We start from the raw sequence: 14,482 nt of genomic DNA on the forward strand, positions 1-14,482 counted from the left end.
CTGCGCGGCTGGCAGGTTCCGGCATTTACCCTCGGTGGTGAAGCCACCGACATCGTGGTAATGCGCATTATGTGCCGCCGTGGCTTCGAAATGGACTTCGCTGAACTGTTACTGGAAGACTACAAAGCCTCCCTGAAATACCTCAGCGAACACCCGAAACTGCAGGGTATTGCCCAGCAGAACAGCTTTAAACATACCTGATAACGTTTAAGCGGTAACGGTGTCCCGAAACGAACCCGTTTCGGGACAATTTCCGAAGTCTGTTCACTGGCATTAGCAACGGAAAAAATTGTTCTGAAGGCACTTCAGAGCAAAACAGGTGCGGTTCCACAGGACAACCGTTTTAGGGGGATAATATGGCTACATCAGTACAGACAGGTAAAGCTAAGCAGCTAACATTACTCGGGTTCTTCGCCATCACGGCGTCGATGGTAATGGCTGTTTATGAATACCCTACCTTCGCAACATCTGGCTTTTCATTGGTCTTCTTCCTGCTCTTAGGCGGGATTTTATGGTTTATTCCCGTTGGTCTTTGTGCTGCGGAAATGGCTACCGTGGACGGCTGGGAAGAAGGTGGCGTGTTCGCCTGGGTATCAAATACCCTGGGGCCGAAATGGGGATTCGCTGCAATCTCATTTGGCTATCTGCAAATCGCTATTGGCTTTATTCCAATGCTCTATTTCGTGTTAGGGGCGCTGTCCTACATTCTGAAATGGCCAGCACTGAATGAAGAGCCGGTAACGAAAACTATCGCGGCGCTGATTATTCTTTGGGCGCTGGCATTAACTCAGTTTGGCGGTACTAAATATACTGCGCGAATTGCGAAAGTGGGTTTCTTCGCGGGTATTCTACTGCCTGCATTTATTTTGATTGCATTAGCAGCGATTTATCTGCACTCCGGAGCACCGGTTGCTATCGAAATGGATGCCAAAACATTCTTCCCTGATTTCTCGAAAGTTGGCACTTTGGTTGTGTTTGTCGCCTTCATTTTGAGTTATATGGGGGTAGAAGCTTCCGCGACCCACGTCAATGAAATGAGCAACCCCGGGCGCGACTATCCACTGGCAATGTTACTACTGATGGTGGCAGCGATTTGCTTAAGTTCAGTAGGCGGTTTGTCCATTGCGATGGTGATTCCGGGTAATGAAATCAACCTCTCCGCAGGTGTAATGCAAACATTCACCGTGCTGATGTCTCATGTAGCACCGGAAATTGAGTGGACGGTTCGCGTTATCTCTGCCCTGCTGCTGCTGGGTGTTCTGGCGGAAATCGCCTCATGGATTGTTGGCCCTTCTCGTGGGATGTATGTCACCGCGCAGAAAAATCTACTGCCCGCCGCGTTCGCTAAAATGAACAAAAATGGTGTGCCGGTAACTCTGGTAATTTCCCAGCTGGTGATTACCTCTATCGCGTTGATCATCCTCACCAACACCGGTGGTGGTAACAACATGTCCTTCCTGATCGCACTGGCGCTGACGGTGGTGATTTATCTGTGTGCTTATTTCATGTTGTTTATTGGCTACATTGTGTTGGTTCTTAAACATCCTGACTTAAAACGCACATTTAATATCCCTGGTGGTAAAGGGGTGAAACTGGTCGTGGCTATTGTCGGTCTGCTGACTTCAATTATGGCGTTTATTGTTTCCTTCCTGCCGCCGGATAACATCCAGGGTGACTCTACCGATATGTATGTCGAATTACTGGTCGTTAGTTTCCTGGTGGTTCTTGCCCTGCCCTTTATTCTCTATGCCATTCATGACCGTAAAGGCAAAGCGAATACAGGTGTTACACTGGAGCCAATTAACAGCCAGAACGCGCCGAAAGGTCACTTCTTCCTGCATCCACGTGCTCGTTCACCGCACTATATTGTGATGAACGATAAGAAACACTAACCGTGTCTGAGTGGTAATAACACAAGGGAGCGAAAATTAATCGCTCCCTTTTGCGTACTTATTGCCGTATTGACTTGCCCCAGATAAGTACGAGAATAAGCGCACATCTGTTTACCGGAAATAAGCATATATGGATATCTGCTCCCGAACTGTGAAATCCGCGATTAAAAGGCCAGCGGCACTGGTTGCACTGGCTCTTTTACTGTGTAGTTGTAAAAGCACGCCTCCAGATTCAATGACGACACCACCAGCAGGCTCAAAACCACCAGCGACCGTACAACAATCGTCGCAACCTATGCGCGGTATCTGGTTGGCCACGGTGTCCCGCCTCGACTGGCCCCCCGTCTCCTCGGTTAACATCAGCAACCCCACCAGCCGGGTTCGCGTGCAACAGCAGGCGATGATCGACAAACTGGAAAACTTGCAACGACTGGGAATTAACACGGTCTTTTTCCAGGTGAAGCCCGACGGCACTGCCCTTTGGCCGTCGAAGATTTTGCCATGGTCTGATCTAATGACCGGCAAAATTGGTGAATATCCTGGTTACGATCCGCTGCAATTTATTCTCGACGAAGCCCATAAGCGTGGGATGAAAGTACATGCCTGGTTTAATCCCTACCGCGTGTCGGTTAATACGAAGCCCGGAACTATCAGGGAACTGAATAGCACCCTGTCTCAACAACCGGCCAGTGTCTATGTTCAACATCGCGACTGGATCAGGACGTCAGGTGACCGTTTTGTTCTCGACCCAGGGATCCCTGAAGTTCAGGACTGGATCACATCGATAGTTGCTGAAGTGGTTTCTCGTTATCCGGTAGATGGCGTGCAGTTTGACGACTATTTTTATACTGAATCGCCGGATTCACGGCTTAACGATAACGAGACATACCGCAAATACGGTGGTGCATTTGCGTCAAAAGCTGACTGGCGGCGCAACAATACCCAGCAGTTAATTGCTAAGGTGTCGCACACCATTAAAAGTATTAAGCCGGAAGTCGAATTTGGTGTAAGCCCTGCGGGCGTCTGGCGCAATCGCTCACACGATCCGCTCGGTTCTGATACGCGCGGGGCCGCAGCTTATGATGAATCCTACGCAGACACTCGTCGTTGGGTCGAACAAGGCTTACTGGATTATATAGCCCCGCAAATTTACTGGCCGTTCTCGCGTAGCGCAGCACGTTATGACGTACTGGCAAAATGGTGGGCAGATGTCGTCAAACCAACCAAAACCCGTCTTTATATTGGTATCGCCTTCTATAAAGTCGGCGAACCTTCAAAGATAGAGCCAGACTGGATGGTTAACGGCGGCGTGCCAGAACTGAAAAAGCAGCTCGATCTTAACGACGCCGTGCCAGAAATTAGCGGCACGATTTTGTTCCGCGAAGACTATCTGAACAAACCGCAAACTCAACAGGCAGTTAGCTATCTGCAAAGCCGTTGGGGAAGCTAAACGCCCTTTCTTACTTTGTGACACTGCCGGTGCTTTAAACACCGGCTTGTCATCAACAAAACACACTCAACTAATAATCAAATCAACTTAAGTCGAATTGTTATAATTCCCCTGATAAAAACGTATGAATATGAAAAACCATACGATATTAACCATCACCGAAAAATAATTACGATAGGCTATACTCTTCAGAAGACCAGTAGCGTAGATTAAAACTGTCATAAGTCACTTATTTCGTTTCAGTATATCTTCATATTTCAGGAGAATATGGTGCCATAAACCTGTCCAAACGAGTTGCGTTTCGTTTTTCAATTCCGTCTGCCTTTCCAGCCGTATAAGGGTATGAATTATGGAGATGTATTTTAAAAGAATGAAAGATGAGTGGACCGGATTAGTTGCCCAGGTCGACCCCCTCATTCGTAACAAAGCGGCAGAAATTGCCGTAACGCATGCTCATTACTTAAGTGTTGAGTTTTATCGAATTGTACGCACTGACCCGCATGCCGAAGAGTTTTTGAGTAACGAACAGGTCGAAAGGCAACTTAAAAGTGCGATGGAAACGTGGATTATCAATGTGCTCTCTGCGCAAACGGACGATGTTGAAAGACTTATACAAATCCAACATACCGTAGCCGAAGTCCATGCTCGTATTGGCATTCCGGTAGAAATTGTCGAGATGGGTTTTCGCGTGCTGAAAAAAATCCTCTACCCGGTAATATTTTCCTCTGATTATTCACCTTCTGAAAAACTTCAGGTTTATCACTTTTCGATTAACAGTATCGACATAGCTATGGAAGTGATGACCAGAGCATTTACCTTTAGCGACAGTAGCGCGGCTAAAGAAGACGAGAACTATCGTATCTTCTCATTACTGGAAAACGCCGAAGAAGAAAAAGAACGACAAATAGCCTCATTACTTTCATGGGAAATAGATATTATTTATAAAGTCCTGTTGGATTCTGATTTAGGCAGCAGCTTACCGTTAAGTCAGGCTGATTTTGGCCTGTGGTTTAACCATAAAGGTCGCCATTATTTTAGTGGCATTGCTGAAGTTGGTCATATCTCTCGTCTTATTCAGGATTTCGACGGGATTTTTCATCAGGCAATGCTCAATGCCAAAAATTTGAGTAACAAAAGTCTGCGCGTGAAGTTTTTATTACAGATACGAAATACCGTATCGCAAATTATCACCTTACTGCGTGAACTCTTTGAAGAAGTCTCGCGTCATGAAGTAGGTATGGATGTACTGACGAAATTACTTAACCGCCGTTTCTTGCCGACTATCTTCAAACGTGAAATTGCCCATGCCAATCGGGCCGGTACACCATTGTCTGTTCTGATCATCGATGTAGATAAATTCAAAGAGATCAACGATACATGGGGACATAACACAGGCGATGAGATTTTACGTAAAGTCTCACAGGCGTTTTACGACAACGTACGTAGCAGTGACTATGTTTTTCGCTACGGTGGCGATGAATTTATCATAGTGCTGACTGAAGCTTCAGAAAATGACACTTTGCGTACCGCAGAGCGGATCCGCAGCCGGGTGGAAAAAACCAAACTGAAAGCCGCAAATGGCGAAGACATAACCCTTTCTTTGTCCATTGGCGCTGCCATGTTTAATGGGCATCCTGATTATGAACGCTTAATTCAAATAGCCGATGAAGCTCTGTATATCGCGAAAAGACGAGGTAGAAACCGTGTTGAACTCTGGAAAGCCAGTCTTTAGATGCTCCCGGATGCAGAGGTAATCATGAAGCTAACCGATGCAGAAAATGCCGCCGACGGCATTTTTTTTCCCGCCCTTGAGCAAAATATGATGGGCGCGGTGTTAATTAACGAAAATGACGAAGTAATGTTTTTTAATCCTGCGGCGGAGAAGCTCTGGGGGTATAAACGCGAAGAGGTGATAGGCAATAACATTGATATGCTGATTCCCCATAATTTGCGCCCTACGCATCCAGAATATATTCGCCATAACCGCGAAGGCGGTAAAGCGCGGGTCGAAGGTATGAGCCGGGAATTGCAGCTGGAGAAAAAAGATGGCAGTAAAATCTGGACCCGTTTCGCGCTATCCAAAGTCACTGCCGAAGGGAAAATTTATTACCTGGCGCTGGTACGTGATGCCAGCGTAGAAATGGCACAGAAAGAACAGACCCGGCAGTTAATTATTGCCGTTGACCATCTCGACCGCCCGGTCATTGTGCTGGACCCGGAACGCCATATCGTGCAGTGCAATCGCGCGTTTACTGAAATGTTTGGTTACTGCATCAGCGAAGCCAGCGGTATGCAGCCCGATGCTTTGCTTAACATCCCTGAATACCCGGCAGATAATCGTATTCGCTTACAGCAACTGCTATGGAAAACAGCGCGTGATCAGGATGAATTTCTGTTGTTAACGCGCACGGGGGAAAAAATCTGGATCAAAGCTTCTATTAGCCCAGTTTATGATGTGCTGGCTAATCTGCAAAACCTGGTGATGACCTTCTCCGATATCACCGAAGAACGACAAATTCGTGAGCTTGAAGGCAATATCCTCGCCGCGATGTGTAGCAGCCCGCCATTTCATGAAATGGGCGAAATCATCTGCCGGAATATTGAATCCATTCTTCATGAATCCCATGTGTCGTTGTATGCATTGCGTAATGGTATGCCGGTGCATTGGGCGTCATCCTCTCATGGGACGGAAGTAAAGAATGCGCAAAGCTGGTCAGTCACCATTCGCCAGCGCGATGGCGCACCTGCCGGGATTCTGAAAATCAAAACAGCGTCCGGGGCGGTAACCAGCGCGTTTATCGAACGAGTGGCGGATATCAGCCAGCATATGGCCGCCCTGGCGCTGGAACAGGAAAAAAGTCGCCAGCATATTGAGCAGCTCATTCAGTTTGATCCGATGACCGGTTTGCCAAACCGCAATAACCTGCACAATTATCTCGATGGCCTGGTAGAAAATGCCGTCTCTCCGGTGGTGTATCTTATTGGCATTGACCATATTCAGGATGTCATCGACAGTCTGGGCTATGCGTGGGCCGATCAGGCATTGCTGGAAGTGGTCAATCGCTTTCGCGAAAAGGTCAAACCTGACCAGTATCTCTGTCGTATTGAAGGTACACAGTTTGTCCTCATCAGCCCGGAAAACGACGTCAGTATCATTACCCAAATAGCTGATGAACTTCGTAACGTCGTCAATAAACCGGTCATGATTGACGATAAACCATTCCCGCTAACTTTAAGCATTGGTATCAGTTACGACATTGGTAAAAACCGGGACTACCTGCTTTCGACTGCCCACAATGCGATGGATTTTATTCGCAAAAACGGCGGTAACGGCTGGCAATTCTTTAGCCCGATAATGAACGAAATGGTGAAAGAGCGTCTGATTCTCGGTGCGGCGCTGAAAGAAGCTATCAGCAGCAACAAACTAAAACTGGTTTATCAGCCGCAGATCTTTGCGGAAACCGGTGAGCTGTATGGTATCGAAGCCCTCGCTCGCTGGTATGACCCACAGCATGGTCATGTTCCTCCTTCACGATTTATCCCCCTTGCTGAAGAGATTGGTGAAATCGAAAACATTGGTCGCTGGGTTATTGCTGAAGCCTGCCGCCAGCTAGCAGAATGGCGTAGCCAGAATATTCATATCCCGGCGCTTTCCGTTAACTTGTCTGCGCTGCACTTTCGCAGCAATCAGCTACCCAATCAGGTGTCTGATGCAATGCAAGCCTGGGGTATTGACGGCCACCAGCTGACGGTGGAAATCACGGAAAGCATGATGATGGAACACGATACCGAAATCTTTAAGCGCATTCAGATCCTGCGTGATATGGGCGTAGGTTTATCTGTCGATGATTTCGGCACTGGCTTTTCTGGTTTATCCCGTTTAGTCAGTCTTCCGGTAACGGAAATCAAAATTGACAAAAGCTTTGTCGATCGTTGCCTGACCGAAAAACGCATCCGTGCCTTACTTGAAGCCATTACCAGCATTGGGCAAAGCCTCAATTTAACCGTCGTGGCGGAAGGCGTCGAAACCAAAGAACAATTTGAGATGCTACGCAAGATCCACTGTCGCGTTATTCAGGGATATTTCTTTTCCCGCCCCCTGCCCGCCGAAGAAATTCCAGGCTGGATGAGCAGCGTGTTACCGCTGAAAATCTGACAATTTTCTCTCGCCCGCACTCGCGGGGTTTAATTTGACGTGACACTGTCACTTAAATACTGTGATTTCCGCTACGATTCCTGGAGATTCCTCCTTTAAGTCCCCCTCTTGCACCAAAACTGCACTACGCTGCACAAATGTTGATCAAAAGTTAAAAAATATAACTTTAAGCCAGCATTATGGCGCTTATCCCGGCATGGCATGAGATCTGCATAAGCGGAAAGCGCAGCAATTTTTGTCTTATACAGGAACCGTTTATGTCGGATACCACCGAGCTGGTTGATTTAGCCGTTATCTTCCCTGAGCTGGAGATCGATTTGAAATACGCCTGTAGCGATAACATCACAGGCAAGCCGATTTATCAGCAAGCGCGTTGCCTGTTACACAAGGATGCGATTACCGCGCTGGCGAAAAGCATCAGTATCGCCCAACTGTCAGGCTTACAACTGGTGATTTACGACGCGTATCGCCCACAACAAGCACAGGCAATGTTGTGGCAAGCCTGCCCTGACCCGCAATATGTCGTTGATGTGGCTGTAGGCTCCAATCACAGCCGTGGCACGGCAATTGACCTGACGCTTCGTGATGAGCATGGTTTCATTCTGGATATGGGGGCCGGATTCGATGAAATGCACGAGCGCTCCCATGCCTGGCACCCTTCCGTACCGCCCGCTGCCCAGCGTAATCGCCTGTTGCTGAATGCGATTATGACTGGCGGTGGCTTTATTGGTATCTCCAGCGAATGGTGGCACTTCGAATTACCGCAGGCTGCAAGTTACCCGCTGCTCGCTGACCAGTTCGCCTGTTTTGCATCTCCTACTACACAGCACGCTAGTTAATCAGGAAACTGTCATGAAAAGATCGATATCATTTCGCCCTACACTGATCGCAATCGTCCTTGCCGCCACACTGCCGGTTGCTCACGCCGCCGTACCAAAAGATATGCTGGTGATTGGTAAGGCCGCCGACCCACAAACCCTCGACCCGGCGGTGACGATTGATAATAACGACTGGACCGTAACCTACCCATCTTATCAGCGACTGATACAGTACAAAACGGACGGTGATAAAGGCTCAACCGACGTTGAAGGCGATCTGGCAAGTAGCTGGAAAGCGTCTGATAATCAAAAAGAGTGGACGTTCACCCTGAAGGACAACGCTAAATTTGCCGATGGCACGCCGGTCACTGCCGAAGCTGTAAAACTCTCTTTTGAGCGGTTGCTGAAAATCGGCCAGGGGCCAGCGGAAGCATTTCCCAAAGATTTAAAAATTGACGCTCCTGACGAACATACGGTGAAGTTTACCCTTAGCCAACCATTCGCACCGTTCCTGTACACCCTGGCGAATGACGGTGCATCCATTATCAATCCGGCGGTCTTAAAGGAACACGCTGCGGATGATGCCCGCGGTTTCCTCGCGCAAAACACCGCCGGTTCCGGACCGTTTATGCTGAAAAGCTGGCAAAAAGGTCAGCAATTAGTTCTGGTGCCAAATCCGCATTACCCCGGCAATAAACCGAACTTCAAACGGGTATCGGTAAAAATTATTGGTGAAAGTGCCTCCCGTCGCCTGCAGCTCTCCCGTGGCGACATTGACATTGCCGATGCGCTGCCCGTGGATCAACTCAACGCACTGAAGCAGGAAAATAAAGTCAACGTGGCGGAGTATCCGTCACTACGCGTCACCTATCTGTATCTGAATAACAGCAAAGCGCCACTTAACCAGGCGGATCTGCGTCGGGCCATTTCCTGGTCTACCGATTATCAGGGCATGGTTAACGGCATTCTTAGTGGTAACGGGAAACAAATGCGCGGCCCGATTCCGGAAGGCATGTGGGGATACGATGCGACGGCAATGCAATATAGCCATGACGAAACGAAAGCCAAAGCCGAATGGGATAAAGTAGCGAGCAAACCCACCAGCCTGACGTTTCTCTATTCCGATAACGACCCGAACTGGGAACCGATCGCCCTGGCGACACAATCCAGTCTCAACAAGCTGGGCATCAATGTGAAGCTGGAAAAACTGGCAAACGCCACCATGCGCGACAGAGTGGGTAAAGGTGATTACGACATTGCGATTGGCAACTGGAGTCCGGATTTTGCCGACCCGTATATGTTTATGAATTACTGGTTTGAGTCAGACAAAAAAGGTCTGCCGGGTAACCGCTCGTTCTATGAAAACAGCGAGGTCGATAAGTTACTGCGCAATGCACTCGCGACCACCGACCAGATGCAGCGTACCCGGGACTACCAGCAGGCACAGAAAATCGTCATTGATGACGCTGCTTATGTGTATCTGTTCCAGAAAAACTACCAACTGGCGATGAACAAAGAAGTGAAAGGCTTCGTGTTTAATCCCATGCTGGAACAGGTCTTCAATATCAATACCATGAGTAAATAACGTGACCTTCTGGAGTATTTTACGCCAACGCTGCTGGGGGCTGGTGCTCGTGGTGGCGGGCGTCTGCGTGATTACGTTTATTATCTCGCACCTGATCCCCGGCGATCCGGCGCGGTTGCTGGCAGGCGACCGGGCCAGCGATGCTATCGTGGAAAATATTCGCCAACAACTGGGGCTCGACCAGCCGCTATACGTGCAGTTTTACCGCTACGTCAGCGATCTGTTTCATGGTGACCTGGGAACATCCATTCGTACCGGGCGTCCGGTGCTGGAAGAGTTGCGCATATTTTTCCCGGCGACGCTGGAACTGGCAGTTTGCGCCCTACTGCTGGCACTCCTGATTGGCATCCCGCTAGGCATACTCTCTGCCGTCTGGCGAAATCGCTGGTTGGATCATCTGGTGCGACTAATGGCAATTACCGGAATCTCCACACCTGCGTTCTGGCTTGGGCTGGGCGTCATTGTGCTGTTTTATGGTCATCTGCAAATTCTTCCAGGTGGCGGAAGGCTTGATGACTGGCTGGATCCGCCAACACATGTAACCGGCTTTTATCTGCTCGATGCGCTGCTTGAAGGAAACGGTGAAGTCTTCTTCAATGCGCTGCAACATCTCATCTTACCGGCGTTAACCCTGGCGTTCGTTCACCTGGGAATTGTCGCCCGACAAATTCGCTCGGCGATGCTGGAACAATTGAGTGAAGACTACATTCGTACCGCCCGGGCCAGCGGCTTGCCCGGCTGGTATATCGTTTTATGTTATGCGCTACCCAATGCGTTGATCCCCTCGATTACCGTTTTGGGGCTGGCGCTGGGTGATTTGCTGTATGGCGCCGTGCTCACCGAAACCGTTTTTGCCTGGCCCGGAATGGGTGCCTGGGTAGTGACATCAATACAGGCGCTCGATTTCCCGGCAGTGATGGGCTTTGCGGTCGTGGTTTCGTTTGCTTATGTGCTGGTGAACCTGGTGGTGGATTTGCTCTATTTGTGGATTGATCCGCGTATCGGACGCGGAGGTGATGAATGATGCTAAGCGAGGAAACACCCGTAGTACGTCCGCAAAAACGAACGAGATTTAACCTTGCAAAACTGTTATGGATGCTGAAAGGCAGTCCGCTTACCGTGACCGGCGCAGTCATCATTGTATTAGTGTTACTGATGATGGTTTTATCACCATGGCTGGCGACGCATGATCCCAACGCCATTGATTTAACTACCCGCCTTTTGCCGCCTTCTGCGGCGCACTGGTTTGGCACCGATGAAGTGGGACGCGATCTGTTTAGCCGCGTACTGGTCGGTAGCCAGCAATCTGTTCTCGCCGGATTAGTGGTGGTCGCTATTGCTGGCATTATTGGTTCGCTGCTCGGCTGTCTTTCAGGCGTGCTGGGCGGGCGCGCAGACGCCATCATCATGCGCATTATGGACATTATGCTGTCGATTCCTTCGCTGGTACTGACGATGGCGCTGGCTGCCGCTCTCGGGCCGAGTTTGTTTAACGCCATGCTGGCGATTGCTATTGTGCGTATCCCGTTTTATGTACGCCTGGCGCGGGGGCAAACATTAGTTGTCCGCCAGTACACTTACGTTCAGGCGGCGAAAACCTTTGGCGCGTCACGCTGGCATCTGATCAACTGGCATATTTTACGTAACTCCCTGCCGCCGCTGATTGTGCAGGCATCGCTGGATATTGGTAGCGCGATTTTAATGGCCGCCACGTTGGGATTTATTGGTCTGGGTGCTCAACAACCGAGTGCTGAATGGGGGGCGATGGTGGCGAATGGTCGCAACTATGTACTCGATCAGTGGTGGTATTGTGCATTTCCGGGGGCAGCGATTTTGATTACTGCCGTCGGGTTTAATCTCTTTGGCGATGGTATTCGCGATCTGCTTGACCCGAAAGCAGGAGGAAAGCAGTCATGACCCAACCCGTTCTGGACATTCAACAACTGCATCTGAGTTTCCCCGGTTTTAACGGCGACGTTCACGCGCTCAACAATGTGTCATTGCAAATCAACCGCGGGGAGATTGTCGGTCTGGTGGGAGAATCCGGCTCAGGTAAATCAGTCACCGCAATGTTGATTATGCGACTACTGCCGGTAGGCAGTTATCGCGTGCATCAAGGCCAGATTTTACTGCTGGGAGAAGATGTTCTTAACGCTGGGGAAAAACAGCTTCGTCAGTGGCGTGGTTCTCGGGTAGCGATGATTTTTCAGGAACCGATGACCGCCCTCAATCCGACACGTCGAATAGGTCTTCAGATGATGGACGTGATCCGTCATCATCAACCATTAAGTCGTCGGGAAGCCAGAACTAAAGCGATTGCTTTGCTGGAAGAGATGCAAATCCCGGATGCGGCAGAAGTGATGTCGCGCTATCCGTTTGAACTTTCAGGTGGTATGCGCCAGCGGGTAATGATTGCGCTGGCATTCTCCTGCGAGCCGCAATTGATTATTGCCGACGAACCGACCACGGCGCTGGACGTCACTGTACAGTTGCAGGTATTGCGCCTGCTTAAACATAAAGCCCGCGCCAGCGGAACTGCGGTGCTGTTCATTAGCCATGATATGGCCGTGGTGTCGCAACTGTGCGATAGCGTCTATGTAATGTATGCCGGAAGCGTAATTGAAAGCGGCGTGACGGCAGACGTTATCCATCTTCCCCGGCATCCGTACGCCATTGGTTTGCTGCAATGTGCACCGGAACATGGAATACCGCGTCAGCCCTTACCCGCCATCTCAGGGACGGTGCCAAATCTCACCCGTTTGCCTGACGGCTGTGCTTTTCGCGATCGTTGCTATGCGGCAGGTGCACAGTGTGAAAACGTCCCGGCGCTGACAGCGTGTGGTGACAACAACCACCGCTGCGCCTGTTGGTATCCGCAGCAGGAGGTCATCAGTGTCTGACACGTTATTAACGTTACGCGACGTCCATATCGATTTCCCTGCCCGCAAAAACTGGCTTGGCAGAACTACCGAGTTTGTTCATGCCATTAATGGCATAAACTTGCAGATCCGCCGTGGTGAAACCTTAGGGATCGTCGGAGAATCCGGCTGTGGCAAAAGTACCCTTGCGCAGTTGCTGATGGGTATGCTGCAACCGAGTCACGGGCAGTGCACTCGTTCAGGATCACAGCGCAAAATGCAGATGGTATTTCAGGACCCGCTCTCTTCTCTCAATCCTCGCTTACCGGTGTGGCGCATCATCACGGAACCGGTATGGATTGCAAACCGCGGTAGTGAGCTACAGCGGCGGGCGCTGGCAGAGGAACTGGCTGTACAGGTGGGGATTCGACCGGAGTATCTCGACCGCCTGCCTCATGCGTTCTCCGGCGGGCAGCGACAACGCATCGCCATTGCCAGAGCACTCTCTTCGCAACCGGATGTGATGGTGCTGGATGAACCCACCTCGGCGCTGGATATCTCCGTGCAGGCGCAGATCCTCAATTTGCTGGTAGCGCTACAGGAAAATCGCGGGCTGACCTATGTGCTGATTTCACACAATGTCTCAGTGATTCGTCATATGAGCGATCGGGTGGCGGTGATGTATCTCGGGCAGATTGTGGAACTGGGCGACGCTCAGCAGGTGCTCTCTACTCCGGCACATCCGTACACCCGATTATTGCTGGATTCCCTCCCCGCCATTGATAAGCCGCTGGAGGAGGAATGGGCATTGCGTAAAACAGAACTACCAGGAAACCGCACGCTGCCACAGGGCTGTTTTTTCCGCGAACGCTGCCCTCTGGCAACCAGTGGATGTGAAGTCCGGCAATCATTAACGACGCGGGCTGACGGACGTGAGATCAGGTGCTGGCGGGCGCTGTAGAGATGCTAACAACGCATCAGGCAATCACGCGCCTGACGCGTCATCCGGCAACGCTTTACGATTTCAACTGATAATCCAGCGTAATTTCCGCTTTCAGTACCTGTGAAACCGGGCATCCTGCTTTTGCTTTCTGGATAATGCCGTCAAAGGTGGACGCATCAATACCCGGCACGGCAACTTCGCTCTTCAGTGCGATTTTAGTAATCGCAAAACCAGCATCCACTTTATCCAGCGACACATCGGCGGTGGTATCAATCGATGTTGGCGTGAATCCCGCTTCTCCCAGCATTAATGAAAGCGCCATTGAGAAACATGCGGCATGCGCTGCGCCAATCAGTTCTTCAGGGTTAGTTCCTTTTTCGCCTTCAAAACGCGTGTTAAACCCATACGGCTGTTGGTTCAGCACGCCGCTCTCGGTGGATACTGTCCCCTTCCCGCGTTTAATATCGCCTTCCCAGTGTGCCTGACCTTTCTTATGGATTGTCATTCTTGCTCTCCTGTGGGCTTAAAAAGGAAATTATAGACTACGTGAGAATCAGCACGAGGATAAGCAGGATATTCCGAATAAAATCAGGCGAAAATATTTCTCCTGCACTTAAATTAAACGCCCACACCACAATAGATAACCGGAAATATATAACCCAAGAGATATTACCTCAATATAAATCAACTCATTACAATAACAATCCCCATCAATATCATGCAGTTAAAATATAAAAATCATCAACCAGGACTAATCTTAACAACGAAGCGGTAAATATT

Annotated in this window: 11 protein-coding genes and 1 pseudogene; 11 read left to right on the forward strand and 1 reads right to left on the reverse strand. The window is 49.8% G+C overall.

The annotated features are described in order from the left end of the window. From FEK66_RS22465 to FEK66_RS22515, 11 genes and pseudogenes are all read left to right on the forward strand, one after another. Positions 1-201: pseudogene (locus tag FEK66_RS22465) on the forward strand (glutamate decarboxylase); the annotation flags it as partial. Positions 202-356: 155 nt separating this feature from the next. Beyond that, a complete protein-coding gene (gene gadC, locus FEK66_RS22470) occupies positions 357-1,892 on the forward strand; it encodes an acid resistance gamma-aminobutyrate antiporter GadC (protein ID WP_130210471.1) in 1,536 nt (511 codons plus the stop codon). A 130-nt stretch (positions 1,893-2,022) separates the two neighbouring features. Then, a complete protein-coding gene (locus tag FEK66_RS22475) occupies positions 2,023-3,342 on the forward strand; it encodes a glycoside hydrolase family 10 protein (RefSeq protein ID WP_131162621.1) in 1,320 nt (439 codons plus the stop codon). A gap of 349 nt (positions 3,343-3,691) precedes the next feature. Continuing rightward, positions 3,692-5,074 carry a diguanylate cyclase DosC gene (dosC, locus tag FEK66_RS22480; protein WP_130217557.1) on the forward strand — a complete coding sequence of 461 codons (1,383 nt, stop codon included), beginning with the start codon at positions 3,692-3,694 and terminating at the stop codon, positions 5,072-5,074. A 24-nt stretch (positions 5,075-5,098) separates the two neighbouring features. Then, positions 5,099-7,498, forward strand: a complete 2,400-nt coding sequence (dosP, locus tag FEK66_RS22485; protein ID WP_138211547.1) for an oxygen-sensing cyclic-di-GMP phosphodiesterase DosP — start codon at positions 5,099-5,101, stop codon at positions 7,496-7,498. 257 nt (positions 7,499-7,755) lie between these two features. Continuing rightward, positions 7,756-8,337 (forward strand): D-alanyl-D-alanine dipeptidase, encoded by a 582-nt coding sequence (gene ddpX, locus FEK66_RS22490; RefSeq protein WP_130210479.1) that lies wholly within the window; start codon positions 7,756-7,758, stop codon positions 8,335-8,337. 13 nt (positions 8,338-8,350) lie between these two features. Further along, positions 8,351-9,901, forward strand: a complete 1,551-nt coding sequence (locus FEK66_RS22495; RefSeq protein WP_130224872.1) for an ABC transporter substrate-binding protein — start codon at positions 8,351-8,353, stop codon at positions 9,899-9,901. Between the two features lies 1 nt (position 9,902). After that, positions 9,903-10,925: an ABC transporter permease gene (locus FEK66_RS22500; protein ID WP_130210483.1), complete on the forward strand. Its 1,023-nt coding sequence runs from the start codon at positions 9,903-9,905 to the stop codon at positions 10,923-10,925. Next, entirely contained in the window at positions 10,922-11,818 is an 897-nt protein-coding gene (gene ddpC, locus FEK66_RS22505; protein ID WP_130210485.1) for a D,D-dipeptide ABC transporter permease, read from the forward strand. Before FEK66_RS22500 ends, ddpC begins: the two co-directional genes overlap by 4 nt. Next, entirely contained in the window at positions 11,815-12,801 is a 987-nt protein-coding gene (locus tag FEK66_RS22510) for an ABC transporter ATP-binding protein (RefSeq protein ID WP_130210487.1), read from the forward strand. The genes ddpC and FEK66_RS22510 overlap by 4 nt, the downstream gene beginning before the upstream one ends. Beyond that, complete coding sequence (locus tag FEK66_RS22515) at positions 12,794-13,720, forward strand: ABC transporter ATP-binding protein (RefSeq protein ID WP_135493551.1); 927 nt, start codon at positions 12,794-12,796, stop codon at positions 13,718-13,720. Before FEK66_RS22510 ends, FEK66_RS22515 begins: the two co-directional genes overlap by 8 nt. Positions 13,721-13,775: 55 nt before the next feature. Here FEK66_RS22515 and osmC read toward each other — a convergent pair whose 3' ends face one another. Next, positions 13,776-14,207, reverse strand: a complete 432-nt coding sequence (gene osmC, locus FEK66_RS22520; RefSeq protein WP_000152305.1) for a peroxiredoxin OsmC — start codon at positions 14,205-14,207, stop codon at positions 13,776-13,778. Positions 14,208-14,482: the final 275 nt, after the last annotated feature.

The organism is Escherichia sp. E1130 (assembly GCF_005781065.1).
In the GTDB taxonomy this organism is placed as follows: Bacteria; Pseudomonadota; Gammaproteobacteria; order Enterobacterales; family Enterobacteriaceae; genus Escherichia.

Bases quoted from the DNA above. Each gene is read 5' to 3' on its own strand.
- FEK66_RS22495 (WP_130224872.1), top strand. From the start codon at position 8,351: ATGAAAAGATCGATATCATTTCGCCCTACACTGATCGCAATCGTCCTT.
- ddpC (WP_130210485.1), top strand. From the start codon at position 10,922: ATGATGCTAAGCGAGGAAACACCCGTAGTACGTCCGCAAAAACGAACG.
- osmC (WP_000152305.1), bottom strand. From the start codon at position 14,207: ATGACAATCCATAAGAAAGGTCAGGCACACTGGGAAGGCGATATTAAA.
- ddpX (WP_130210479.1), top strand. From the start codon at position 7,756: ATGTCGGATACCACCGAGCTGGTTGATTTAGCCGTTATCTTCCCTGAG.
- FEK66_RS22510 (WP_130210487.1), top strand. From the start codon at position 11,815: ATGACCCAACCCGTTCTGGACATTCAACAACTGCATCTGAGTTTCCCC.
- dosC (WP_130217557.1), top strand. From the start codon at position 3,692: ATGGAGATGTATTTTAAAAGAATGAAAGATGAGTGGACCGGATTAGTT.
- gadC (WP_130210471.1), top strand. From the start codon at position 357: ATGGCTACATCAGTACAGACAGGTAAAGCTAAGCAGCTAACATTACTC.
- dosP (WP_138211547.1), top strand. From the start codon at position 5,099: ATGAAGCTAACCGATGCAGAAAATGCCGCCGACGGCATTTTTTTTCCC.
- FEK66_RS22475 (WP_131162621.1), top strand. From the start codon at position 2,023: ATGGATATCTGCTCCCGAACTGTGAAATCCGCGATTAAAAGGCCAGCG.